This is a genomic window from Enterobacter cloacae complex sp. XAL002 (assembly GCF_049236805.1).
Classification (GTDB): domain Bacteria; phylum Pseudomonadota; class Gammaproteobacteria; order Enterobacterales; family Enterobacteriaceae; genus Enterobacter; species Enterobacter intestinihominis.
Window position 1 is genome coordinate 51,213 of the sequence record NZ_JBMKJN010000013.1, and the last position, 22,456, is coordinate 73,668.

25 protein-coding genes are annotated in these 22,456 nt (G+C 55.3%); 16 read left to right on the forward strand and 9 right to left on the reverse strand.

Annotation, left to right across the window (positions count from 1 at the left end; genetic code table 11):
* Positions 1 to 168 precede the first annotated feature (168 nt).
* A complete protein-coding gene (locus tag ACOT0L_RS14145) occupies positions 169 to 1,791 on the forward strand; it encodes an isovaleryl-CoA dehydrogenase (protein ID WP_126503226.1) in 1,623 nt (540 codons plus the stop codon).
* Here the strand turns inward: ACOT0L_RS14145 and ACOT0L_RS14150 are convergent.
* The 3 genes from ACOT0L_RS14150 to bsmA form a co-directional block, all read right to left on the reverse strand.
* Positions 1,788 to 3,719 carry a methyl-accepting chemotaxis protein gene (locus ACOT0L_RS14150; protein WP_126503224.1) on the reverse strand — a complete coding sequence of 644 codons (1,932 nt, stop codon included), beginning with the start codon at positions 3,717 to 3,719 and terminating at the stop codon, positions 1,788 to 1,790. The two genes, ACOT0L_RS14145 and ACOT0L_RS14150, sit on opposite strands and share 4 nt — an antisense overlap.
* Before the next feature lie 170 nt (positions 3,720 to 3,889).
* Complete coding sequence (gene yjfN, locus ACOT0L_RS14155) at positions 3,890 to 4,165, reverse strand: DUF1471 family protease activator YjfN (protein ID WP_017694671.1); 276 nt, start codon at positions 4,163 to 4,165, stop codon at positions 3,890 to 3,892.
* A 148-nt stretch (positions 4,166 to 4,313) separates the two neighbouring features.
* Complete coding sequence (gene bsmA, locus ACOT0L_RS14160) at positions 4,314 to 4,643, reverse strand: biofilm peroxide resistance protein BsmA (RefSeq protein WP_003856011.1); 330 nt, start codon at positions 4,641 to 4,643, stop codon at positions 4,314 to 4,316.
* A 137-nt stretch (positions 4,644 to 4,780) separates the two neighbouring features.
* Here bsmA and yjfP point away from each other — a divergent pair, with 137 nt between their 5' ends.
* Entirely contained in the window at positions 4,781 to 5,503 is a 723-nt protein-coding gene (yjfP, locus tag ACOT0L_RS14165; protein WP_023299141.1) for an esterase, read from the forward strand.
* Here the strand turns inward: yjfP and ulaR are convergent.
* A complete protein-coding gene (gene ulaR, locus ACOT0L_RS14170; RefSeq protein WP_003856014.1) occupies positions 5,500 to 6,255 on the reverse strand; it encodes an HTH-type transcriptional regulator UlaR in 756 nt (251 codons plus the stop codon). The two genes, yjfP and ulaR, sit on opposite strands and share 4 nt — an antisense overlap.
* 109 nt (positions 6,256 to 6,364) lie before the next feature.
* Positions 6,365 to 7,429, reverse strand: a complete 1,065-nt coding sequence (ulaG, locus tag ACOT0L_RS14175; protein ID WP_023299142.1) for an L-ascorbate 6-phosphate lactonase — start codon at positions 7,427 to 7,429, stop codon at positions 6,365 to 6,367.
* A 359-nt stretch (positions 7,430 to 7,788) separates the two neighbouring features.
* On the opposite strand from ulaG, the gene ulaA reads away from it, so the two are divergent.
* The 6 genes from ulaA to ACOT0L_RS14205 are packed head-to-tail and all read left to right on the forward strand — an operon-like array spanning position 7,789 to position 12,196.
* Entirely contained in the window at positions 7,789 to 9,189 is a 1,401-nt protein-coding gene (gene ulaA, locus ACOT0L_RS14180; protein WP_022646831.1) for a PTS ascorbate transporter subunit IIC, read from the forward strand.
* Between the two features lie 12 nt (positions 9,190 to 9,201).
* The gene (ulaB, locus tag ACOT0L_RS14185; RefSeq protein WP_003856022.1) at positions 9,202 to 9,507 is read left to right on the forward strand and encodes a PTS ascorbate transporter subunit IIB; all 306 of its coding nucleotides are present in this window, start codon (positions 9,202 to 9,204) and stop codon (positions 9,505 to 9,507) included.
* Between the two features lie 9 nt (positions 9,508 to 9,516).
* Positions 9,517 to 9,984 (forward strand): PTS ascorbate transporter subunit IIA, encoded by a 468-nt coding sequence (ulaC, locus tag ACOT0L_RS14190; RefSeq protein ID WP_003856024.1) that lies wholly within the window; start codon positions 9,517 to 9,519, stop codon positions 9,982 to 9,984.
* 12 nt (positions 9,985 to 9,996) lie between these two features.
* On the forward strand, positions 9,997 to 10,647 hold the full coding sequence (ulaD, locus tag ACOT0L_RS14195) for a 3-keto-L-gulonate-6-phosphate decarboxylase UlaD (RefSeq protein WP_022646832.1): 651 nt from the start codon (positions 9,997 to 9,999) through the stop codon (positions 10,645 to 10,647).
* A gap of 9 nt (positions 10,648 to 10,656) precedes the next feature.
* Positions 10,657 to 11,517 (forward strand): L-ribulose-5-phosphate 3-epimerase, encoded by an 861-nt coding sequence (locus ACOT0L_RS14200; RefSeq protein ID WP_126503222.1) that lies wholly within the window; start codon positions 10,657 to 10,659, stop codon positions 11,515 to 11,517.
* The gene (locus tag ACOT0L_RS14205) at positions 11,510 to 12,196 is read left to right on the forward strand and encodes an L-ribulose-5-phosphate 4-epimerase (protein ID WP_126503220.1); all 687 of its coding nucleotides are present in this window, start codon (positions 11,510 to 11,512) and stop codon (positions 12,194 to 12,196) included. The genes ACOT0L_RS14200 and ACOT0L_RS14205 overlap by 8 nt, the downstream gene beginning before the upstream one ends.
* A gap of 133 nt (positions 12,197 to 12,329) precedes the next feature.
* Here the strand turns inward: ACOT0L_RS14205 and yjfY are convergent, their stop codons facing one another.
* Positions 12,330 to 12,605, reverse strand: coding sequence for a DUF1471 family protein YjfY (yjfY, locus tag ACOT0L_RS14210; RefSeq protein ID WP_023299144.1), 276 nt, complete (start codon positions 12,603 to 12,605; stop codon positions 12,330 to 12,332).
* A 340-nt stretch (positions 12,606 to 12,945) separates the two neighbouring features.
* Here yjfY and rpsF point away from each other — a divergent pair, with 340 nt between their 5' ends.
* The 5 genes from rpsF (at position 12,946) to ACOT0L_RS14235 (ending at position 15,467) form a co-directional block, all read left to right on the forward strand.
* Positions 12,946 to 13,341: a 30S ribosomal protein S6 gene (rpsF, locus tag ACOT0L_RS14215; protein WP_003856034.1), complete on the forward strand. Its 396-nt coding sequence runs from the start codon at positions 12,946 to 12,948 to the stop codon at positions 13,339 to 13,341.
* Positions 13,342 to 13,347: 6 nt separating this feature from the next.
* Positions 13,348 to 13,662 (forward strand): primosomal replication protein N, encoded by a 315-nt coding sequence (priB, locus tag ACOT0L_RS14220; RefSeq protein ID WP_022646836.1) that lies wholly within the window; start codon positions 13,348 to 13,350, stop codon positions 13,660 to 13,662.
* A gap of 4 nt (positions 13,663 to 13,666) precedes the next feature.
* A complete protein-coding gene (gene rpsR, locus ACOT0L_RS14225) occupies positions 13,667 to 13,894 on the forward strand; it encodes a 30S ribosomal protein S18 (RefSeq protein WP_000135199.1) in 228 nt (75 codons plus the stop codon).
* 41 nt (positions 13,895 to 13,935) lie between these two features.
* Positions 13,936 to 14,385: a 50S ribosomal protein L9 gene (gene rplI / locus ACOT0L_RS14230; protein WP_006810372.1), complete on the forward strand. Its 450-nt coding sequence runs from the start codon at positions 13,936 to 13,938 to the stop codon at positions 14,383 to 14,385.
* A 152-nt stretch (positions 14,386 to 14,537) separates the two neighbouring features.
* A complete protein-coding gene (locus tag ACOT0L_RS14235) occupies positions 14,538 to 15,467 on the forward strand; it encodes a DMT family transporter (protein ID WP_023299146.1) in 930 nt (309 codons plus the stop codon).
* A gap of 46 nt (positions 15,468 to 15,513) precedes the next feature.
* On the opposite strand, the gene ACOT0L_RS14240 is transcribed toward ACOT0L_RS14235, so the two are convergent.
* Positions 15,514 to 16,152: an OapA family protein gene (locus tag ACOT0L_RS14240; protein WP_032625204.1), complete on the reverse strand. Its 639-nt coding sequence runs from the start codon at positions 16,150 to 16,152 to the stop codon at positions 15,514 to 15,516.
* Between the two features lie 231 nt (positions 16,153 to 16,383).
* Between ACOT0L_RS14240 and fklB the strand changes: the two genes are divergently transcribed.
* Both fklB and cycA read left to right on the forward strand, forming a co-directional pair.
* Positions 16,384 to 17,004 carry an FKBP-type peptidyl-prolyl cis-trans isomerase gene (fklB, locus tag ACOT0L_RS14245; RefSeq protein ID WP_022646839.1) on the forward strand — a complete coding sequence of 207 codons (621 nt, stop codon included), beginning with the start codon at positions 16,384 to 16,386 and terminating at the stop codon, positions 17,002 to 17,004.
* 314 nt (positions 17,005 to 17,318) lie between these two features.
* A complete protein-coding gene (cycA, locus tag ACOT0L_RS14250; protein ID WP_022646840.1) occupies positions 17,319 to 18,728 on the forward strand; it encodes a D-serine/D-alanine/glycine transporter in 1,410 nt (469 codons plus the stop codon).
* 86 nt (positions 18,729 to 18,814) lie between these two features.
* Here the strand turns inward: cycA and ytfE are convergent, their stop codons facing one another.
* Positions 18,815 to 19,477 (reverse strand): iron-sulfur cluster repair protein YtfE, encoded by a 663-nt coding sequence (ytfE, locus tag ACOT0L_RS14255; RefSeq protein WP_023299148.1) that lies wholly within the window; start codon positions 19,475 to 19,477, stop codon positions 18,815 to 18,817.
* Positions 19,478 to 19,723: 246 nt separating this feature from the next.
* Here ytfE and ACOT0L_RS14260 point away from each other — a divergent pair, with 246 nt between their 5' ends.
* On the forward strand, positions 19,724 to 21,370 hold the full coding sequence (locus ACOT0L_RS14260) for a methyl-accepting chemotaxis protein (protein ID WP_126503218.1): 1,647 nt from the start codon (positions 19,724 to 19,726) through the stop codon (positions 21,368 to 21,370).
* Between the two features lie 80 nt (positions 21,371 to 21,450).
* Here ACOT0L_RS14260 and ACOT0L_RS14265 read toward each other — a convergent pair whose 3' ends face one another.
* A complete protein-coding gene (locus ACOT0L_RS14265) occupies positions 21,451 to 22,416 on the reverse strand; it encodes a DMT family transporter (protein WP_032625208.1) in 966 nt (321 codons plus the stop codon).
* Positions 22,417 to 22,456 lie beyond the last annotated feature (40 nt).

Sequence of the window (22,456 nt, forward strand, 5' to 3'; positions counted from 1 at the left end):
ATAAATTATTCAGCATTAGTTAAGTAAGGAAATAGTTTATTCTTATGTTCTGTGAGCTATTTCACGAATGATATCAACACGATCGTCATCGTGTGACCCCCCTCCCATGCAGCGTTCATGCCCTCTGTCCATACTTACCTTTATTGCCAATGAAAGGAGGGAGACAACATGCACTGGCAGACACATACCGTTTTTAATCAACCTGCACCGCTATCGAACAGCAACCTTTTTCTCTCTGATTGCGCCCTGCGCGATGCGGTAGCGCGCGAAGGGGCTGAGTGGGATGTGGATCTTCTTGCCAGCATCGGCCAGCAGTTGGGTACGGCAGAGTCGCTGGAGCTGGGCAGACTGGCGAACGTTAATCCGCCGGAGCTGCTGCGTTATGACGCCACGGGAGCGAGGCTGGATGACGTCCGCTTTCATCCGGCATGGCATCTTCTGATGCAGGGGCTTTGCGCCAACCGGGTGCACAACCTGGCGTGGGAGGAGGAGGCGCGGAAAGGATCGTTCGTCGCCAGGGCCGCGCGTTTCGTACTTCATGCTCAGGTGGAGGCGGGAACGCTTTGCCCGGTGACCATGACCTTTGCGGCCACGCCGCTGTTGCAACGGTCGCTGCCCAAACCGTTTCATGAGTGGTTAACGCCGCTGATGAGCGATCGCTACGACCCCCATCTCGCGCCGGGGGCGCAAAAGCGCGGCCTGCTGATCGGCATGGGGATGACAGAAAAGCAGGGCGGTTCGGACGTACTCAGTAATACTACCAAAGCAGAGAAATGCAGCGATGGCAGTTACCGGCTGATGGGGCACAAATGGTTTTTCTCCGTGCCGCAGAGCGATGCGCATCTGGTGCTGGCGCAGGCGAAGGGCGGGTTGTCCTGCTTTTTTGTCCCGCGTTTCTTACCCGACGGGCAACGTAATGCCGTGCGCCTTGAGCGTCTGAAGGACAAGCTCGGCAACCGCTCAAATGCCAGCAGTGAGGCTGAATTTCTTGATGCTTCCGGCTGGCTGCTGGGCGAAGAGGGGGAAGGCGTCCGGCAAATTCTGAAGATGGGCGGGCTGACGCGCTTTGACTGCGCGCTGGGCAGCCACGGACTGATGCGCCGTGCGCTCTCTGTGGCGCTTTATCATGCCCATCAGCGGCAGACCTTCGGCAAAAATCTGATCGACCAGCCGTTAATGCGCGACGTGCTAAGCCGTATGGCGCTGGTGTTGGAGGGACACACGGCACTGCTGTTCCGACTCGCCCGGGGGTGGGACAACCGCAACGACCCGCAGGAAGCCGCATGGGCGCGGCTTTTCACTCCGGCGGCAAAATACAGCGTCTGCAAAGCGGGTATACCGTTTGTGGCAGAGGCAATGGAGGTGCTGGGCGGTGCAGGCTATTGCGAAGAGAGTGAGCTTCCGCGGTTGTACCGTGAAATGCCCGTCAACAGCATCTGGGAAGGTTCTGGCAATATTATGTGCCTGGATGTACTGCGCGTGCTGGCGAAGCAGCCGGGCATTCTCGACCTGCTCGCCGATGATTTCGCGCAGGTCAAAGGCCAGGACAGGCACTTCGATCGCAGCTGGCGTCAGCTACAGCAGAAGCTGCGGAAACCGCAGGAAGCGCAGGGCAGGGAGATCGCGCAGCAGCTCTTTTTACTCGGGGCCGGAAGTCAAATGCTGCGGCACGCATCGCCGCCCGTGGCGCAGGCGTGGTGCCGCATGATGCTGGATACCCGGGGCGGCACGCTGATGAGCGAGCAGGTGCAAAACGACCTGCTGCTGCGCGCCACGGGCCGGGTCGGTTAAGCCTTCAGCTGGAACAGGCTCACCAGCCGGGTGAGATGTGAACCCTTCTCGCGCAGCGTCTGTGCTGTCTGCTCGCTGCGTGAGATGCGATCGGCATTGATGTGCGATGCCTCACCGATGTGCGTCATCGCCAGATTCACCTGGCCAATTCCCGCCGACTGCTCGCGGGAGGCGTGGTTGATCTCGGTGACAAGCTGGCTGATGTTATCGATATGAACAATGATGGCATCCATCGCCAGACGCGTCTGCTCAGACAGCGCATGGCCTTCGCTCACCTTGTTCAGCGTATCCCCAATCAGCTGTTCAATCTCTTTTACCGCGTTGGCGCTGCGTGCGGCCAGGGCGCGTACCTCTTGCGCCACCACTGCGAAACCTTTCCCGTGCTCGCCCGCCCGCGCCGCCTCAACCGCCGCATTGAGCGCCAGGATATTGGTCTGGAAAGCGATGGACTCAATCACGCGGGTGATGTCTTCAATGCGTTTCGATGCATCGCGAATATCATCCATGGTGGAGACTGCGTGGGTCACCGTCTCTCCACCCTGATGCACCGCGCGCGAGGTTTCACCCACCAGCTGCTGCGTTTGCTCCATGTTGGCGGCATTTTGCTGCACGGTGGCGGCTAATTGCTCCATGCTGGCGGAGGTCTCCTCAACGCTGCTGGCCTGCTTGTTGATCTGTTCAGAGATCTCGCCGGTGTCTGAAGCCAGCGCGTTAGTCCCCAGATGGATCTCGCTTGCGGCCTCGCGGACCTGCAACACAATTTTTTGCAGGCCTTCCCCGATCCCGTTGATGGCGTCAATCAGCTGGCCGACTTCATCCTGGCGGGTAACCGGCAGGCTGGCGCGCAGATCGCCTGCGGCATACTGCCGGGCAAGCGCGATCACCTCGCGCAGTGGGCGGGTTAGCATCCGGCGAATGAGGATAACGAACAGGCCCGCGAAGAGCGCGGATAGCACCACGCCCGCCATCAGGAAGCGATCGCGCAGTGTGGTGACGCTTGAAAGCAGTACGGCTTTATCCACTTCACCCACGATGGTCCAGTTCCAGCCCGGCAGCGGCGTGTAGGCAACTTTGAGCGTACGGCCATCCGCGCTCACGCGTTCCAGCGTGCCGGCTTTATCACTCAGAAGCTGCTGCTGTGTCGCCGTGTCCCAGTTAGGCAGTTTGCCCTCTTCGCTGGCATGGAACAGATACTGTCCGCGCGTTTTGCCGCTACTGCGATCCAGTACAAAGAAGTGACCGCTTTCGCCCAGACGACGGTTAAGGATTTTCTCGCGCATGACGTTCCACGAATGGGTGATGTCCACGCCGACAAAGATAATCCCGATAACCTGGCCTTCCGCATTCTTAACAGGCTGGTACTGCGTGATATAGCGCTTGCCGAACAGCAGCGCGAGGCCACGATAGACCTCCCCTTTAGTGATGGCGGCAAATGCCGGGCTGGTGGTATCAAGAACGGTTCCGATCGCGCGGTCACCATTCTCTTTGCGCAGCGACGTCGCCACGCGGACAAAATCGTTACCGCTGCGGACAAACAGCGTCGAGATGGCTCCCGTTCGGCTCAGGAAGTCATCAGAAAGCGTATTGTTTTCATGCAACTCCGTTTCGCCGCCTTTCAGCAAAGGAACGGTAAGCCCATTTATGGTCCGGCTCTGGCTACTGTCGCTGTTCAATGGCTGTGGCAAAAAGGTGGTGAACAGACGGGTATAGCTTTCAACCTCTTCGCTCAGGCTGGTGTTGAACATCTCTACCATATCCACCATGCCGGTGGACTGGTTATGCAGGTCTTCAACCGCAAGATCTTCAAGCTGCTGGCTGGCGTTGTGGCTCAACAGGAAAGTGAACAGCAAAAAAAGCGTAGCGACACTTACACCTGTTAGCAGCGATAGCTTCGTGCCCAGTCCTGCCCGGCGGAAAAAGGTGATCATATATTGCTCATTATTGAAAAGTGATGGCTGTTCAACGGCAGAGCGGAGAGAACGTTTATCTGTTTAATGTAACTGAATGTTACGCCTTTGTTTTTATTGAGTTTCGGGAGAGATAAAAAATTTGCAAAAGTGAAAAGCCACTAAAATTAAGTGGCTTTTATCGGAGGGGATTATGCATAAAGAATAGCCTGCACGCGCCAGTGATTAACATGGTTATCTTCCTGCATCTGGACGATGCGATACCAGGATGCGCCCTGTTCATCGGCCTTCAGGGCGACGACACGTTCAACGTCTTGCGGACTCCCCGTGATATTATTGACGGAGATCTGACCAATCTCATTCAGGCCCGTGACGCAATCCGCGCTGGCAAATTCAGCCGACTGCGCCGTGGTGCTCAGCAGGCCCGCTGAAAGCAATAGCGTCGTTAAAGCAAGGGTTCGTTTCATCGTCAGCTCCTTTTCACATGTCTCCGGTATCCGCCGGGCAATCCTTCGCGAATAAACTCATTTCCATTGTTGCTGGCATGGAGTTTATTGTGGACAGGAAAATGTCTACGGACGCAAAGCAGTGTAAAGGTCGTTCAAATGATGATGCTCACTTACGGTACAAAATGCCTTGTGCATACCACTGTCCCGTAATAATGGTTTCATCAATCATCGTGATGACGTAATAATCTGCTTTTGCGGCAACGGCCTGTGCTTCAATTGCGTCTTCTGCATCATCCGGTGAACCGCGAACCATCGCGGATACGGTTCCCAGGCGTTGTAATCCTTCCGTCTGATTACGACGAATTTCCTGAGGATGATCGGTAACCGGCGGTGCCGGTTCTGGCGTACCCTGCAATACGGAACATCCGCTGAGCAGTGAGACCAGCAATAAAGCGGTAAGCCTGCGCATAAACCTGTCTCTTTTCCTGATAGCCATAGTGTAGTGGTCTGCGAATTTAGTTTTGGGGGAATGTTCCCGAAGTGTTATCTGGGACGTAGATTTCGAATGAAAATATCGTGAAACCGTAATCCAGCTCTCAACATTATGAATCATTCATCAGCACAGGATCGACAATGATTGAAATTGAAACTCGCCTGCTTAGTGAGCATGAAATCATCCATGCTTTTCCGGCTGGTAAAGGTGAACAGCCGCTGCCGACGGTAGTTTTCTATCATGGCTTTCTCTCCTCAAAGCTGGTCTACAGCTATTTTGCCGTCGCGCTGGCGCAGGCCGGTTTCCGGGTGGTCATGCCTGATGCGCCGAATCATGGGGCACGCTTTACGGGCGATGAACAGGCGCGGCTGGGGCTGTTCTGGCAAACGCTGCACGGCAATCTGACCGAGTTCGCCGGGCTGCGTGACGCGCTTTTACAGGCCGGGCTGGTGGAGGGGAAACGGCTGGCGGTCGCAGGCGCATCAATGGGCGGAATGACGGCGCTGGGGATCATGGCCAGGCATCCGGAGGTGACGTCCGTGGCTTGCCTGATGGGATCGGGCTACTTTATGTCACTGGCAAAGACGCTGTTCCCGCCGCAGGCACCTCAGGAGATTGAGGCCCTGTTGTCTGAATGGGACGTCAGCCATGCGCTTTCACAGCTGGCCGATCGTCCCCTGTTGCTGTGGCATGGGGATGCCGACGATGTCGTACCGCCCGGTGAAACGTTCCGTCTGCAACAGGCGCTACAGCGAGAAGGGCTGGACAGCAATCTGACCTGCCTGTGGGGTGCCGGTGTCCGGCACCGTATTACTCCGGCTGCGCTGGAAGCCACCGTGGAGTTTTTCCGTCAGCACCTTTAAACGCGCAGCACCGTGACACCCTGATCCTCGAGCTTGCTGAGGATCTCGGGGTTGGCGTTTTTGCCGGTGATCACCATGCTGATTTGCTCGGCGCGGCTGAAAAGCATGCCGGCGCGTTCACCGACCTTGCTGCTGTCGACCAGCACCACCAGTTTACCCACCACGTTGAGCATGTTCTGCTCTGCCATTGCGGTGAGCATATCGGTTTTATACAGGCCATCCGCCGTCAGGCCTTTGCCGCTGGTAAACATCCAGTGCCCGGCGTAGAGGCTGTTTTCACTGTCCTGCGGGCTCAGGGTTATGGACTGGCTCTTGTTATACTGGCCCCCCATGATCACCACGCTTTCATGTTCCTGGTCAATGAGATAGTTGGCCAGCGGCAGATAGTTGGTAATGATTTGCACCGGCTTGCCGCACATCTCTCGGCCCAGTAAAAACGCTGTCGAGCCGCAGTTAATCACCACGCTTTCCCCGGGATTCACCAGCTGTGATGCCGCTCTGGCAATCCGCACCTTTTCATCGTGATTCTGCGCCTGGTGAATATTCATCGGCGTCCAGCGTGGACGCTGCTGGCTGATGGCCTCTGCGCCGTTGCGGACTTTTTTCAGCTTGCCGCTTTCATCCAGCTTGTTAATGTCCCGCCGCGCGGTAGCAGGGGAGATCCCTAAACGTTCGATCACTTTCTCGACGGTGATAAACCCTGTTTGCGCCAGGAGTTCCAGTAAAATTTGATGCCGTTGCGCTTCCGTCATGAGCTATTCCGAAAAGAATTGATTTGAAAAGATGATATTTGAAATAGCATGAAATTACTAAATTAAATATGACATCGCCAGACACAGTGTCTGGCGATTGGCTGCACAATCAGAGGAAGGACTTGAACGGCAGGTCTGGCTCAATGGTGAAGCAATCATCAAAACCACGCGGGTAGTGGTACTCGAGATTGTCTTTATCCAGCGGCCAGGTGAACTTGCCGCCAACCTGCCAGATGAACGGCTTGAAACCATACTTGAGTCGGTCTTTTTTCATCTCCCACAGGACGCGGATCTCTTGCGGATCGGCCTGGAAGTTTGACCAGATATCGTGGTGGAAGGGGATCACCACTTTGGTGTTCAGCGCTTCGGCCATGCGCAGCATGTCCGCGCTGGTCATTTTGTCGGTAATCCCTCTCGGGTTTTCACCGTAAGAGCCAAGCGCCACGTCAATCTGGTGCTCGTTACCGTGCTTCGCGTAGTAGTTGGAGTAGTGAGAGTCACCGCTGTGATACAGGGAACCGCCAGGCGTTTTGAACAGGTAGTTCACTGCGCGCTCGTCCATCCCGTCTGGCAGTACGCCTGCGGCTTTCTGGTCGGCAGGCAGGGTGATCAGCGCGGTGCGATCAAAGGCATCCAGCGCGTGAATTTCAACGTCTTTGATTTTCACCACGTCGCCCGGCTTCATCACAATGCAGCGCTCTTTTGGCACGCCCCAGCCAATCCACAAATCCACGCAGGTCTGCGGCCCGATAAAGGGTACGTCGTCCGCGCAGTTTTGCATTACCGCTGCCGCCACGTTCACGTCGATATGATCGTTGTGATCGTGGGTAGAGAGAACGGCGTCGATCTGGCGAATGGCGAAAGGATCAAGCACAAAAGGCGTGGTGCGCAGGTTCGGCTGGAGCTTTTCAACGCCGGCCATACGCTGCATCTGGTGGCCTTTTTTCATCAGTGGATTGCCGTGGCTCTGTTTGCCGGTGCCGCACCAGAAATCAACACAAATGTTGGCGCCGCCTTCTGATTTCAGCCAGATCCCGGTGCATCCAAGCCACCACATCGCAAATGTGCCAGGAGCAACCTGTTCCTGCTCGATCTCTTCGTTCAGCCAGCTACCCCACTCCGGAAAGGTACTCAAAATCCATGATTCACGGGTGATGGTTTTCACTTTACTCATCGTTTGACTCCTGGTTTTAATCAAAAGTAATCATACTGTGACTTGTTGTGATTAATGCTGGCACTGTTTGAATCGATTTGCAATGGCTGATTTGCGGAAAATTCCCCTCGCCACATCACAGAAAATACACCTCGGCGTTGTTAAGATAACCGCTATATATAATTAATATATTGAAAATTAAGAATTTATTTATCTTTCTGGATCGGTAGTGAAAATCATTACTAACTCCATGGAAATAAATTGCGTGATCCGTCACAAATAATCAAATGCAATCTTGTGGTGATTATTTGTGATTAATAGAGTGATGACACCAACCACACAGGGATTGCCCCTCGTGTTCTCATTTTCTGGAGAGAGTTATGGAGATCCTCTACAACGTCTTTACCGTTTTCTTTAATCAGGTAATGACCAACGCCCCGCTGTTGCTGGGTATCGTGACGTGCCTGGGGTACATCCTGCTGCGCAAAAGCGTCAGCGTGATTATCAAAGGCACCATCAAAACCATCATTGGTTTTATGCTGTTGCAGGCGGGGTCTGGCATTCTGACCAGCACGTTTAAGCCGGTTGTTGCCAAAATGTCAGAGGTATATGGCATTAACGGCGCCATCTCTGACACTTACGCGTCCATGATGGCCACCATCGATCGCATGGGGGATGCGTACAGCTGGGTTGGGTATGCGGTACTGCTCGCGCTGGCGCTGAACATCATTTACGTGCTCCTGCGCCGCATCACCGGTATTCGCACCATCATGCTCACCGGGCACATCATGTTCCAGCAGGCGGGGCTGATTGCCGTTTCTCTCTATATCTTCGGCTACCCAATGTGGACCACGGTCATCTGCACGGCAGTGCTGGTCTCGCTTTACTGGGGCATCACCTCCAACATGATGTATAAGCCAACGCAGGACGTTACTGACGGCTGCGGTTTCTCCATCGGTCACCAGCAGCAGTTCGCCTCCTGGATTGCGTACAAAGTTGCACCGTACCTGGGTAAAAAAGAGGAGAGTGTTGAAGACCTCAAATTGCCTGGCTGGTTGAATATCTTCCACGACAACATCGTCTCCACGGCGATTGTGATGACCCTTTTCTTCGGTGCCATCCTGCTCTCCTTTGGCATTGACGTGGTGCAGGCGATGGCGGGTAAAACCCACTGGACGGTCTATATCCTGCAAACCGGTTTCTCCTTTGCCGTGGCCATTTTCATCATCACTCAGGGCGTGCGTATGTTCGTCGCCGAGCTGTCGGAAGCGTTCAACGGTATCTCTCAGCGCCTGATCCCTGGCGCGGTGCTGGCGATTGACTGTGCGGCTATCTATAGCTTTGCGCCAAACGCCGTCGTCTGGGGCTTTATGTGGGGCACCATCGGCCAGCTGATTGCGGTCGGCATCCTGGTGGGCTGTGGCTCCTCAATCCTGATTATTCCTGGCTTTATCCCGATGTTCTTCTCCAACGCCACTATCGGCGTGTTTGCTAACCACTTCGGCGGATGGCGCGCCGCACTCAAGATCTGCCTGGTGATGGGCATGGTTGAAATCTTCGGGTGCGTGTGGGCGGTCAAGCTCACCGGCATGAGCGCCTGGATGGGCATGGCGGACTGGTCAATTCTGGCGCCGCCGATGATGCAGGGCTTTGCGTCCGTCGGGCTGGTCTTTATGGCCGTCATCATCCTGATTGCACTGACTTATATGTTCTTCGCTGGCCGTTCGCTGCGAGCTGAAGAAGATGCGGAAAAACAAACAGCAGAAGTTTCTGCTCACTAAGGAGTTTCGATTATGACCGTACGTATCCTGGCTGTGTGTGGCAATGGGCAAGGAAGCTCCATGATCATGAAAATGAAAGTGGACCAGTTTTTAACCCAGTCAAACATTGACCACACGGTGAACAGCTGCGCAGTGGGTGAATACAAAAGTGAACTGAACGGCGCGGACATCATCATCGCTTCAACGCACATTGCCGGCGAGATTAGCGTGTCGGGCAACAAATACGTGGTAGGCGTGCGCAACATGCTGTCGCCTGCGGATTTTGGGCCAAAACTGCTGGAAGTGATCAAAGAGCACTTCCCACAAGACGTGAAGTAAGGATGCCACATGAAACTACGTGATTCGCTGGCTGAGAATAACTCCATCCTTTTACAGGCCGAAGCCAGTACCTGGCAGGAAGCGGTGAAGCTGAGCGTGGACCTGCTGGTTAAGGCGGACGTTGTCGAGCCGCGTTATTACCAGGCCATCCTGGATGGCGTGGCGCAGCACGGCCCCTATTTTGTGATTGCCCCGGGGCTGGCAATGCCGCATGGCCGCCCGGAAGAGGGTGTCAAGAAAACCGGTTTTGCGCTGGTGACGCTGAAAACCCCGCTGGTGTTCAACCACGAAGATAACGACCCGGTCGACATTCTGATCACCATGGCAGCTGTCGATGCCAACACCCACCAGGAGGTGGGCATCATGCAGATCGTTAACCTGTTTGATGACGAAGCTAATTTTGACCGTTTACGTGCCTGCCGTACCGCGCAGGACGTGCTGGATTTAATTGATAACGCCACTGCGGCGGCCGTTTAAGAGGAATTGAAAATGTCATTACCAATGTTGCAGGTCGCGCTGGATAACCAGACGCTGTCTCACGCTTACGAAACCACCCGTCTGATTGCGGAAGAGGTGGACATCATCGAAGTCGGCACCATTCTGTGCGTGGGCGAAGGCGTTCGTGCGGTTCGTGACCTGAAGGCGCTCTATCCGCATAAAATCGTGCTGGCGGATGCCAAAATTGCCGATGCGGGCAAAATTCTCTCTCGCATGTGCTTTGAAGCCAACGCCGACTGGGTCACCGTGATCTGCTGTGCAGATATCAACACTGCGAAAGGCGCGCTGGACGTGGCGAAAGAGTTCAACGGCGACGTGCAGATTGAACTGACCGGCTTCTGGACCTGGGAGCAGGCACAGGAGTGGCGCGAAGCGGGTATCCAGCAGGTGGTTTATCACCGCAGCCGTGATGCGCAGGCCGCAGGTGTGGCGTGGGGCGAAGCTGATATCAACGCGATCAAACGCCTGGCCGATATGGGCTTCAAAGTGACCGTGACCGGTGGTCTGGCGCTGGAAGATCTGCCGCTGTTCAAGGGTATTCCAATCCACGTCTTTATTGCCGGTCGTAGCATTCGCGATGCGGAATCTCCGGTGGAAGCTGCGCGTCAGTTTAAACGCTCAATCGCTCAGCTTTGGGGTTAAGGAGCGGGTATGTTGTCAAAACAGGTCCCGCTTGGCATCTATGAAAAGGCACTCCCTGCGGGGGAGTGCTGGCTGGAGCGGTTACAGCTGGCGAAGCAGCTGGGTTTCGATTTTGTCGAAATGTCGGTGGATGAGACGGACGAGCGTCTTTCACGCCTGGACTGGCGCCGCGACCAGCGTCTGGCGCTGGTGAGCGCCATTGCCGAAACCGGCGTGCGCGTGCCGTCCATGTGCCTGAGCGCTCACCGTCGTTTTCCGCTTGGCAACGAAGATGATGCCGTACGCGCCGAAGGGCTGGAGATCATGCGTAAAGCCATTCGCTTTGCACAGGATGTTGGCATCCGCGTGATCCAACTGGCGGGTTACGATGTTTACTATCAGGAAGCCAACGATGAGACGCGCCGTCGTTTCCGTGACGGCCTGAAAGAGAGCGTTGAGATGGCAAGCCGTGCGCAGGTGACGCTGGCGATGGAGATCATGGATTATCCATTGATGAACTCCATCAGCAAGGCGCTGGGCTACGCGCACTATCTGAACAATCCGTGGTTCCAGCTTTATCCGGATATCGGCAACCTGTCGGCATGGGATAACGACGTACAGATGGAGCTTCAGGCGGGCATCGGGCATATCGTGGCGGTGCACGTAAAAGATACCCGTCCCGGCGTGTTTAAAAACGTACCGTTCGGCACCGGGGTGGTGGATTTCGAACGGTGCTTCCAGACGCTCAAACAGACAGGTTATTGCGGACCTTACCTGATTGAGATGTGGAGCGAAACCGCGGACGACCCGGCGGCAGAAGTGGCGAAAGCCCGGGACTGGGTGCGCGAGTGCATGGCGCGGGCAGGCTTACTGGAGGCGGAACATGCTTAAGCTGAAACAGCAGGTCTTTGAGGCCAATATGGATCTCCCGCGCTATGGACTGGTGACGTTTACCTGGGGCAACGTAAGCGCCATCGATCGCGATCAGGGGCTGGTGGTGATTAAGCCGAGCGGCGTGGCCTATGACGCCATGAAAGTGGACGATATGGTGGTGGTTGACCTGGAAGGACACGTTGTTGAAGGCAAATGGCGTCCTTCTTCAGATACGGCAACCCATCTGGCGCTGTACCAGCGTTACCCGTCCCTGGGTGGTGTTGTGCATACCCATTCCACGCACGCCACCGCCTGGGCACAGGCCGGGCTGGCGATCCCTGCTTTGGGTACGACGCACGCGGACTACTTCTTCGGCGATATTCCCTGCACGCGGGCGTTAACGCAGGCTGAGGTCGAAGGCGAGTACGAACTTAACACCGGCAGGGTCATTATCGAAACGCTGGGTGAGACGGAACCACTGCATACGCCGGGTATTGTGGTGTACCAGCATGGTCCATTCTCCTGGGGTAAAGATGCGCATGACGCCGTGCATAACGCGGTGGTGTTGGAAGAGGTGGCTCGAATGGCGTGGATTGCGCGCGGCATTAACCCACAGCTTCAGGGCATTGATGATTATCTGATGAACAAGCATTTCATGCGTAAGCACGGCCCGAATGCTTATTACGGGCAGAAGTGAATAAGTGCTCTGGAATACCGAAACTGTTGTAACCGGTGGTATTCCGGAGCCATTCATAAAAAAAGCCCCCGGCAGGGGGCAATCATATATAGCTATGATTTTCGTTGGCTTTCCTGGTGCTGGCGATAAAGCGTTACTGGTAAATATCTGCACTGGCGCGCATATTGCCGTTGCTGCCGGGCTCACGTGTCAGTATGACGTGATAGTATTTTGCGCCCTGCGCATCGGTTTCTTCATTAAGCGCCTGATCTGCTTCACTTTCAGTGGCGAAGTTATGATTGATGTAAATAACGCCTAAGCTCTGCACATCATCCATGTTTCTGGCCTGTCGGCTGTCTATCTTGATGGCTGCCATCGCGTTTGCACTGAGCAAAAGCGCAGCCAAAATGGCGAATGCGATTCTTTTCATGATATGCGCTCCACGACTGCGTGCTGTGATATGGGGTAATGCTCTCCTTCTCTGCTTAAGGCTTCTGATTAAAGTGTAATCGCTACTCGGGTTGCGATGGGTGACCATTTCTGATGGTGTTGTTCAAAAAAACAGCGTTTCTGATAAGTGAGATTTTAAATCACCCACTTAGAACAGCTTTACCCTTTGTGCGAATTATTTGTGCAATCACCTTGTGTTTAGCGGGGCGCGCAAGTATTATGACGCGTCAATTTTTCAGCCGACCTTTAACACGTTCCTTGCCTCCCCGGGCCTCGGCTGACCCAGACAGGAGGCTGAATAATCCGTAAGGAGCAATTCGATGCGTCATTACGAAATCGTTTTTATGGTCCATCCTGACCAGAGCGAACAGGTTCCGGGTATGATCGAGCGTTACTCTGCTGCCATCACTGGTGCAGAAGGCACGATCCACCGTCTGGAAGACTGGGGCCGCCGTCAGCTGGCTTACCCAATCAACAAACTGCACAAAGCTCACTACGTTCTGATGAACGTTGAAGCGCCGCAGGAAGTGATTGATGAGCTGGAAACTACCTTCCGCTTCAACGATGCCGTTATCCGCAGCATGGTTATGCGTACCAAACACGCAGTGACCGAAGCATCTCCGATGGTTAAAGCGAAAGACGAGCGCCGTGAGCGTCGCGATGATTTCGCAAACGAAACCGCAGATGATTCTGATGCTGGGGATTCTGAAGAGTAATTTCTGATGACCAACCGTCTGGTGTTGTCCGGCACCGTGTGCAGGACCCCCCTTCGAAAGGTCAGCCCATCAGGAATTCCGCATTGCCAGTTCGTGCTTGAGCATCGTTCTGTGCAAGAGGAAGCCGGGTTTCACCGGCAGGCGTGGTGCCAAATGCCCGTTATCATTAGCGGACACGAAAACCAGGCCATTACTCACAGTTTAACGGTCGGTAGTGCAGTAATCGTTCAGGGGTTCATCTCTTGCCACAAGGCAAAGAACGGCCTGAGCAAAATGGTTCTGCATGCCGAGCAGATTGATTTGATAGATACTGGAGACTAGCCAAATGGCACGTTATTTCCGTCGTCGCAAGTTCTGCCGTTTCACCGCGGAAGGCGTTCAAGAGATCGACTATAAAGATATCGCAACGCTGAAAAACTACATCACCGAAAGCGGTAAGATTGTCCCAAGCCGTATCACCGGTACTCGTGCAAAATATCAGCGTCAGCTGGCTCGCGCTATCAAACGCGCTCGCTACCTGTCTCTGCTGCCGTACACTGATCGTCATCAGTAATCGGGCACGGTCCATTAATACGACTTTAAGAGGATAAGGTAATGCAAGTTATTCTGCTTGATAAAGTAGCAAACCTGGGCAGCCTGGGTGATCAGGTAAACGTTAAAGCGGGTTACGCTCGTAACTTCCTGGTACCACAGGGTAAAGCTGTTCCAGCTACTAAGAAAAACGTAGAGTTTTTCGAAGCACGTCGTGCTGAACTGGAAGCCAAACTGGCTGACGTTCTGGCGGCTGCTAACGCTCGCGCTGAAGCAATCAACGCACTGGGCACCGTTACCATCGCGTCTAAAGCTGGCGATGAAGGTAAACTGTTCGGTTCCATCGGTACCCGCGATATCGCTGATGCAGTCACTGCAGCAGGCGTTAAAGTGGCTAAGAGCGAAGTTCGCATGCCGAACGGCGTTCTGCGTACCACTGGTGAGCACGAAGTTGACTTCCAGGTTCACAGCGAAGTGTTCGCTAAACTGGTTGTTAACGTAGTAGCTGAGTAATTTTTTACTCTGCTCACGTCGAAGCGCCGGCCTTGTGCCGGCGTTTTGCTTTTTAGCGTGACCCTACGTCATGTTTTGCGATTGTAAGGTCGCTATTCCTGATGCATTCTCTGATAATAAATTGAAACGCAATTTTATTTATGAGATTTGTCATGGATACCGCTCTGCCCACGCCCGTCTTTGCCCGTCGAAATGTGGCCTATGCCTGCGCCACGCTCTGCTGTCTGCTTTGGGGAAGCTCATACCCGGCCATTAAAAGCGGCTACGAACTCTTCCAGATCGCGACCGATGATATTCCGTCCAAAGTCGTCTTTGCTGGATACCGTTTTCTGTTTGCCGGTGCGTTGCTGCTGCTCTTTGCCCTGGCCCAACGTAAACCGATTGGCAGGCTCACACCCACGCAGTTTGGTCAGCTCACGATCCTCGGGCTGACCCAGACCACCATCCAGTACACCTTCTTTTATATCGGCCTTGCTTACACCACCGGGGTGAACGGTTCGATCATGAATGCCACCGGGACCTTCTTCAGCGTGCTGCTGGCGCACTTTATCTACCACAACGACAAACTCAGCTATAACAAAACGCTGGGCTGTGTTCTGGGCTTTACCGGCGTGATGCTGGTGAACTTCCACGGCGGGTTAAGTGATTTCCAGTTTGTCTGGCAAGGTGACGGATTTGTGGTGCTGGCGGCCTTTATTCTCTCTGCGGCCACGCTTTACGGGAAACGCATTTCCCAGACCGTTGACCCGACGGTGATGACGGGATGGCAGCTGGCGATAGGCGGGGCGGCACTGGTTGCGGGAGGCTATGCCACGGGCGGGGCGCTGGAGGTGCACAGCATGAAGGCCGTCGCCGTGCTGGGGTATCTGACGCTGCTCTCATCCGTGGCGTTCGCCCTGTGGAGCGCGCTGCTGAAAGTGAACCGCGTGAGTATGATTGCCCCGTTCAACTTTGTCATACCTGTAGCAGGAACAGTGCTCTCCGCCATATTCCTCGGCGAAGACATTCTGGACATCAAATACGCGATTGCGCTGGTGCTGGTCTGCTCGGGGATCTGGTGGGTGAATAAACGTCGTGCCTGAGAACAAAAGTGCCGGGGGGCGGCTTCGCCTTACCCGGCCTGGGCTATTAACGTGCTCTGATAAAACTGCCGTCCGGCTGGCGGGTAAACAGTACCTGCTGCCCGTTTCCGGTATCGATCGTTAACCCGGTCACCACCCCACTGGCATTCTGGCGGATCTGCACCATCTGACCATTTTGCAGGTTGCTGAGCGGCTTGCCAGCCCCCTCGACTTGCGCCATGGCATACACATCCGTTGCCGGCAGATTGTGGTCGCGGAACAGCTGAGCAAGGGTTTTCCCTGGCTCTACGCGATACGAACGCCACTGCTGCTCAATGCCGGTGGGCTGTTGCGCCTGTGGCTCTGAAGGGGCGGCGGCCTGCTCCTGATCTTCCTGAACAGGTTCAGGTTCAACCGGCGCAACCTGGCCCGGATCGTTAGACGGTGTGACCAGTTGCGTCTGCATCGGCTGTGAATCAGGCTGCGGCTGGCTTTGCGACTGGATATCCAGCTCAGCATTGCGGCTTACCGGCCCGGTATCAACGTTGTCACTGCCGGAAGGAAGCAGGAAACCGATGACCATCAGCAACGCGCCGATGATAATGCCTCTGCGGTGCAAAGGCGGCAGCGGGTCCATGATGCGAAAGTTATCCGGCGCATGCCAGATTTTCGCCAGGGTAGGTTTCAGTTCAAATCGCCCGGGCATGGCTCTCCTCCTGCTCCGCGTCTTTTTATCCTGTCCTGAGAAGTGTAGTTTGCTAACTGCCTGATGGGCGTAACAAAGCCAGCTTTCGTGACATATATTAGGGAAAATCCTGACGGCTACTATTGTTTCCGTTTCGTCGCAGTTTGTCACCTTTACTTAAGACAAAGTTTTACCCATAAGGGCATGGCTGATATGCTGCCCGCTACTTTAAATGTGATGGAAGGAAAACCCATGACCACCCCGACTTTTGACACTATCGAAGCGCAGGCAAGCTACGGCATCGGCTTGCAGGTAGGACAGCAGCTGAGCGAATCCGGCCTGGAAGGTCTGTTACCGGAAGCGCTGGTGGCGGGTATCGCTGACGCGCTGGAAGGCAAGCAGCCCGCAGTGCCGGTTGACGTTGTGCACCGTGCGCTGCGTGAAATCCACGAACGTGCTGACACCGTACGTCGCGCGCGTTTCGAAGAGATGGCGGCAGAAGGCGTGAAATATCTGGAAGAGAACCGTGAGCGTGAAGGCGTGAACAGCACCGAGTCCGGCTTGCAGTTCCGCGTAATCAATCAGGGTGATGGCGCAATCCCGGCGCGTACCGACCACGTTCGCGTACACTACACCGGTAAGCTGATCGACGGCACCGTGTTCGACAGCTCCGTCGCGCGTGGCGAACCGGCTGAATTCCCGGTCAACGGCGTGATTGCAGGCTGGATCGAAGCCCTGACCCTGATGCCAGTAGGTTCAAAATGGGAACTCACTATCCCGCACAACCTGGCATACGGCGAGCGTGGCGCTGGCGCGTCCATTCCGCCATTCAGCACCCTGGTGTTTGAAGTCGAACTGCTGGAAATCCTGTAATCGGTTTTTCTTATTTTCCTCTCTCCGATCGGGGAGAGGAAAATAGCGATAAAACCTGGAGTTACGACGGAATCAACATTTTGTATTGCAAACGAAACTGTTACGTGTATTTTTGTGAGCTGTTTCGCGCTGTATGAGTGATATGACACTCACTTTCAACATATTATTAACATAATATTCAAATCATAGTATTCATCCCGCCGATTCTTACCTACTATCGATAAGCCCTTACAAAGGGAACGTCATTTTTTTGGCGTATTTAAAGGCCAGAAGAGCCTTAACAACACAGACAGGCATAAACAGGAAAATATCACATGGTAGATCAGGTCAAAGTCGCCGCCGCAGAAGAGGCGACGTCTGAACAGTCGCTACGGCGAAATCTCACGAACCGTCACATTCAGCTCATTGCCATTGGCGGCGCCATCGGCACAGGGCTGTTTATGGGCTCGGGCAAAACCATCAGTCTTGCAGGCCCGTCGATCATCTTCGTTTATATGATCATCGGTTTTATGCTCTTTTTCGTGATGCGTGCAATGGGTGAATTGCTGCTCTCGAACCTCGAATACAAATCCTTCAGCGACTTCGCGTCAGACCTGCTTGGCCCGTGGGCGGGCTATTTTACCGGCTGGACCTACTGGTTCTGCTGGGTGGTTACCGGCATGGCGGATGTTGTCGCTATTACGGCCTACGCCCAATTCTGGTTCCCCGGCCTGTCGGACTGGGTGGCCTCGCTGGCGGTGATTGTCCTGCTGCTGAGCCTCAACCTCGCGACCGTTAAAATGTTCGGTGAGATGGAGTTCTGGTTCGCGATGATCAAAATCGTCGCCATCATCGCGCTGATTGTCGTCGGGCTGGTAATGGTGCTGACGCACTTCCAGTCGCCAACTGGCGTTCAGGCCTCGTTTGCCCATCTGTGGAATGATGGCGGCTGGTTCCCGAAAGGCATCAGCGGCTTCTTCGCCGGTTTCCAGATTGCGGTGTTCGCGTTTGTCGGGATTGAGCTGGTGGGAACCACGGCGGCGGAAACTAAAGATCCGGAGAAATCCCTGCCGCGCGCGATCAACTCCATTCCGCTGCGTATCATCATGTTCTACGTGTTCGCGCTGATCATCATTATGTCCGTGACGCCATGGAGCTCAGTAGTGCCAACCAAGAGCCCGTTCGTCGAGCTGTTCGTGTTGGTGGGGCTGCCTGCTGCCGCGAGCCTGATTAACTTCGTGGTGCTGACCTCTGCAGCCTCTTCCGCGAACAGCGGCGTCTTCTCCACCAGCCGTATGCTGTTTGGTCTGGCGCAGGAGGGCGTTGCCCCGAGCGCGTTCGCCAAACTGTCTAAACGTGCGGTACCGGCGAAAGGGCTGACCTTCTCCTGCATCTGTCTGCTGGGCGGTGTGGTGATGCTCTACGTTAACCCGAGCGTAATCGGCGCGTTCACGATGATCACCACGGTGTCGGCGATCCTGTTTATGTTCGTCTGGACCATCATCCTCTGCTCATACCTGGTGTACCGCAAACAGCGTCCACATCTGCATGAGAAGTCGATCTACAAGATGCCACTGGGCAAGCTGATGTGCTGGGTGTGCATGGCGTTCTTCGTCTTCGTGCTGGTGCTACTGACGCTGGAAGAAGATACCCGTCAGGCGCTCATCGTCACGCCGCTGTGGTTTATTGCGCTGGGGCTGGGCTGGCTGTTTATCGGTAAGAAACGGATGGCTGGCATGCGTTAAGCATGTTGCCGGGTGGCGCTGACGCTTACCCGGCCTACGTTCGAGGACGTTGTAGGCCCGGTAAGCGCTAGCGCCACCGGGCTTTTTTATTTACCCGATAATGCACGCGGGAACAGAACATTATTCTCAAGACTGATGTGTTCCATCAGATCGTCGATCATCTCGTTGATGCCGTTGTACATCGCTTTCCAGGTGGTGCACGCCTCTGGCGGCGGTGTGACATTGTGGGTGGTGTGTTTGATCACTTCCAGCAGTTCGCCGGCGTCATCATGTTCGCTTTCCATCACGCTGATGGGCCCCATTGCCTGGCTGCCCATGCCCTGTTTGATCATCGGGAAGAGGATCTGCTCCTCTTTCATCATGTGGCTGGATAGTTCTTCGTGCAGCATGGTCAGGTATTTTGCCAGGCCGCGCGGTACGGAAGGTTTATCGGCGTGAACGCGCTCAACTTTGGTGGCCTGTAAAATCAGCTCCGGCAGCTGTTCGCGGTGACGGTCGTGGTAACGCACAATGATATGGTCGATGATTTCAGCCAGCGGCGCGGTGCGCCAGTCTTTGTCGACAGGCTGTTCTGCCAGCTTAGCCAGCTCCGCTTCGATAGCTTCTACATCCAGCTCTTTACGCGACGCTGCGCGCGCCAGCGTTTGCTTACCGCCGCAGCAGTAATCCATATCGTATTTACGGAACAGCGCTGAAGCGCGAGGGATGGAGAGCGCCAGCTCGCCTAAGGGTTGGTCGCGGAAGGCCATAGCAGTTACCTCATCATCAGGAATATAAGATGCATTTTAAATGCATCTTTATGTGGATACTATAACCCTTTAGAGGCAAGGGTAAAAATGAGAAGGGGATCACAAAAAAAAGCGTGCTTTTAACTTGCTGATTGAATGCAGAAAAGGGCTTTCGAAAGTTTTTAAAGGTGGAGAAACAGTAAACAACCTGCCGCGCGTGCCGATAGATACAGGTCAGACAATACCTGTATATAAAAAAGGCAACGCATGTTTAAACGTATAAAAGTCATTACTCTTTTGATTTCGGTGCTGCTTGTGCTCGGCATCATGCAACTGATCTCCGCCGGCATTTTCATTAATGCGCTCAATAACGACAAAGAGAACTTCACCGTTTCTCAGCTTTCCAGCCAGAACGTCGCGGAGTTTACCGACGCCTGGATCAGCCTGAATCAGGCGCGTGTCACCCTTAACCGCGGCATGCTGCGCCTGCAAAGCAGCATGGCGTCGCAGATTAACGGCGGGCAGCTGAACGAGCTGGTCAATACCGCGAAAAACCTGCTGGCAGATGCCCAGACACATTACGATAAATATTACGCGCTGCCGGAAACGCCGGGTATGGACGAGCACCTGGCCGACAGGCTGGAAGAGCACTACCGCATCTACTCCGCCACGCTGACGCAAATGAACGTTCTGCTGGGGCAGGGCAATCTGGAAGATATGTTCAAACAAAATGCCGAACAGAAGCAGACCGCGATGCAAAAGGTCTATCGCGAATGGCGCGAGGCGCAGGCCGCGCTCACCGACAAAGGCATCAAAGACAATGAAAGCGACTACAAACGCATTCTGTGGATCCTCTCTGCGGTGATGCTGCTGGTGATCGCGGTGATTATGTCCAGCTGGATTGCGATGCGCCGCGTGCTGCTGCTGCCGCTGGAAGAGGTGATCAGCCATATCCGCGCCATTGCGGCAGGGGATTTAACCCAGCCGATTCAGGCTGAGGGTAAAAATGAAATGGCGATCCTGGCGCGCAACGTTCAGGAGATGCAGACTGCGCTGGCCAACACGGTGGGCGTAGTGCGTGAAGGCGCAGATACCATCTACACCGGCGCGGGTGAAATCTCGGCGGGCAGCAACGATCTCTCGTCTCGCACCGAGCAGCAGGCCGCTTCTCTGGAAGAGACGGCAGCCAGCATGGAACAGTTAACCGCCACCGTGAAGCAAAACGCCGATAACGCGCGTCAGGCTTCTCGTCTGGCGCTGGACGCCTCCTCCACCGCGAAGAAGGGCGGAAATGTGGTAGAAGGCGTGGTGCGCACCATGGACGAAATCGCCACCAGTTCCAGCAAAATTGCGCAAATTACCAACGTAATCGATGGCATTGCCTTCCAGACCAATATTCTGGCGCTGAACGCGGCGGTAGAAGCGGCGCGTGCGGGCGAGCAGGGGCGTGGCTTCGCGGTTGTCGCGGGTGAGGTGCGTACCCTTGCCCAGCGCAGCGCTCAGGCGGCGAAAGAGATCAAAGCCCTGATCGATGATTCCGGCGAGCGCGTTAACGCGGGCTCTCAGCTGGTAAATGAAGCGGGCGCGACGATGGCAGAGATCGTCAATGCAGTTACGCGCGTGACTGACATCATGGGTGAGATTGCGTCGGCCTCCGACGAACAGAGCCGCGGTATCGACCAGGTGGGCCAGGCGGTGGCGGAGATGGATCGCGTTACCCAGCAGAACGCCTCGCTGGTGGAGGAGTCTGCGGCGGCGGCGGCGGCGCTGGAAGATCAGGCCGCGCGCCTGAACGACGCGGTGGCGGTGTTTAAGATCACCCGTAACCAGGCGGTGAAAGCCGCGCCAGTAAAGACCTATGTACCTAAAGCGCAGCCCGTAGCGGCGTCTGAAGCGAACTGGGAAACGTTCTGATACTGTGCCGGGTGGCGCTGACGCTTACCCGGCCTACGGTTTTGTAGGCCCTGCAAGCTAAGCGCCGCTGGTCGAAAAGCTCACCCCTCCGACGCCGGAACGACCATCGGTTTTTCCGGCTTCGCTCTCACCGCAATCACCACCCCAACGACCAGCAGCGCGATCCCGCAGGCCGTTAGCAGCGGCGGCACGCTCTGGCGCATCAGGAAGGTATAGAGCAGCCCGGCCAGCGTTTCAAAGACAATCAGCGGCCCCAGTATCACCGTCGGCAGCTTCTGGCTGGCAATGTTCCAGCACAGCGCGCCAACCCACGAACAGAGCACGGCAATGGCGACCATTAACCCGACGAATACCCACGGGCGCGGTCCGAAGGGCAGGGCGAAATCCGGATGCTGGCTACCCAGCCAGATACATGCACCCACATAGCCCAGCAACGAGACAGGAAGCGTGACCAGCGCCTGCGCCGTCGCCCACATCATCGGATGTTTATCCGGGTTTTCCCGCAGCCAGCGTGCGTTGCGCAGGGCATACCAGGCCCAGCAGACAACTGAAATAACCGCCAGAAAGATCCCAGAACCGTAACGCCACAAGCTGAAGTTTTCGAGGCCGTGGCGTAGCTCGGCAATATTCACGCACACCAGCCCCACGGCGATGCATACCAGCGCAGGCACCATTTTTGACCACGCCAGTTTGCCGTCTCGCTGGCTATAAAGCAGGTTTGCGAAAACCGGAATGACCACCGGCAGCGTGCCGATAATCATGGTCGACACCGGCGCACCGGTACGCTGAATGGCGCTCGCCAGGCAGACGTAGTAGATAAGATTACCCATCATGGTCAGCCACAGCGCGGTGAGCCAGTCCTGGCAACTCAGCTGGCGCAGACGCGCACGCCCCAGCCATGCCAGCGGCACGGCAATAAGCCCCAGCGCCAGATAGCGTCCGGTCGACTGCAATATTGCCGGGTACTCAGGCACAATCAGCGGGCCGACGAAAATCAGCCCCCACATCAACCCTGCAAGCAGGGCATACAACACGCCACTAATCATCTTTTCGTCCACAGTAATACATGTTGTAGCCAGTGTAGGA